Source organism: Streptomyces sp. SID1328, assembly GCF_009865595.1.
Lineage (GTDB): Bacteria > Actinomycetota > Actinomycetes > Streptomycetales > Streptomycetaceae > Streptomyces > Streptomyces griseoluteus.
Window position 1 is genome coordinate 1 of record NZ_WWKH01000125.1, and the last position, 1,238, is coordinate 1,238.

General features: G+C 74.2%; 1 protein-coding gene. It reads left to right on the forward strand.

What is annotated here, in order from left to right; all coding sequences use genetic code 11:
• Positions 1–140: 140 nt before the first annotated feature.
• Positions 141–1,238, forward strand: a 1,098-nt coding sequence (locus GT030_RS03925) for a hypothetical protein (RefSeq protein WP_161199853.1), incomplete at its 3' end; no start/stop codon positions are given.

Consider the following 1,238-nt stretch of genomic DNA (forward strand, 5'->3'; position numbering starts at 1 on the left):
GACGGGCCGGGCTGGGGCCGGCGCGTGCGGGCGCGGGCCTGCCGGTTGGCTCAGCGTGGGTCCACTGATCGGGCGGAGCTGGGGGCGGGGCCGGAGTGGCGCGGGGCTCGGGGACGGGGGTCCGGCATGTTCATGTGTTCATGCGATTGTCCTCGGTCCTGTCGGTGTCCCTGTCCCGCTGCTCCGCGTCCACCTCCATGCCCGCCTCGCTCTGTCTGGTGGCGGTCACCGCGCTCGCACCCGTGCCGTCCGCGGCCGCCGTCGCGCCCTGCGCGGCGGGGGACGACGGGTCCTTCCCGCTCGGCACCCGCATCCACGGCGGTCCCGACACCTACCGGGCCGGTGGGCCGCCCGGCACCTGGTACATCGACCTCGTCAACACCGGGGCGCAGGCGTGCGCGGACGTCCATCCGGTGGTGGTCCTCGTCGACGACGAGCGTCTTCTGCGCCCGTCGCAGGCCAAACTCGATTTCTACGACCGACACAAGCGGCGCCCCGTCCGGCTGGAGAGCACTGATCACCAGGAGCTGGTCGGCGTGGTCGGGGCCGACGGTTTCGCCGGGTACACCGTGGCCCCCGGCAAGACGGTCACCGTCAGGCTCCGCCTGATGATCACCTCCGAGGCGTACGCCGACCATGTCACCGTCAAGGCCGCGCTGGTCCAGCGGCGGGGGCAGGACGGGGAGTGGGTGGGGGAGTCCGAGGACTACGTCTTCGACATCGACGGCGAGGAACCGGTCCCCGCCCGCACGAAGGGCTCCGCCCCGCCGACCGCCCCGAGCCGGCCCACCGGGCCGACGGCCACGGACTCGGCGGGCCGCCCGGTGGGCACCGGGGACCCCGCTCGTCCGGTGGGCACCGACGAAGCCGGACGCCTGGTGGGCACCGATGAAGCCGGACGTCCAGTGGGCACCGAGGACCCCGCTCGTCCGAAGGGCACCGACGAAGCCGGTCGCCCGGTGGGCACTGATGAAGCCGATCGCCCGGTGGGCACTGATGAAGCCGATCGCCCGGTGGGCACTGATGAAGCCGGTCGTCCGGTGGGCACCGATGAAGCCGGTCGCCCGGTGGGCACCGACGAAGCCGGTCGCCCGGTGGGCACTGACGAATCCGGCCGCGCGGGGGACACCGAGGCGCCCGGCCGCCCGGTGAGCACCGACGAGCCCGCCCACCCGGCCGACCCCGACGAACCCGGCGAGATCCCCGACCCGACAGACCCCGACAGCATCCCGGTCACC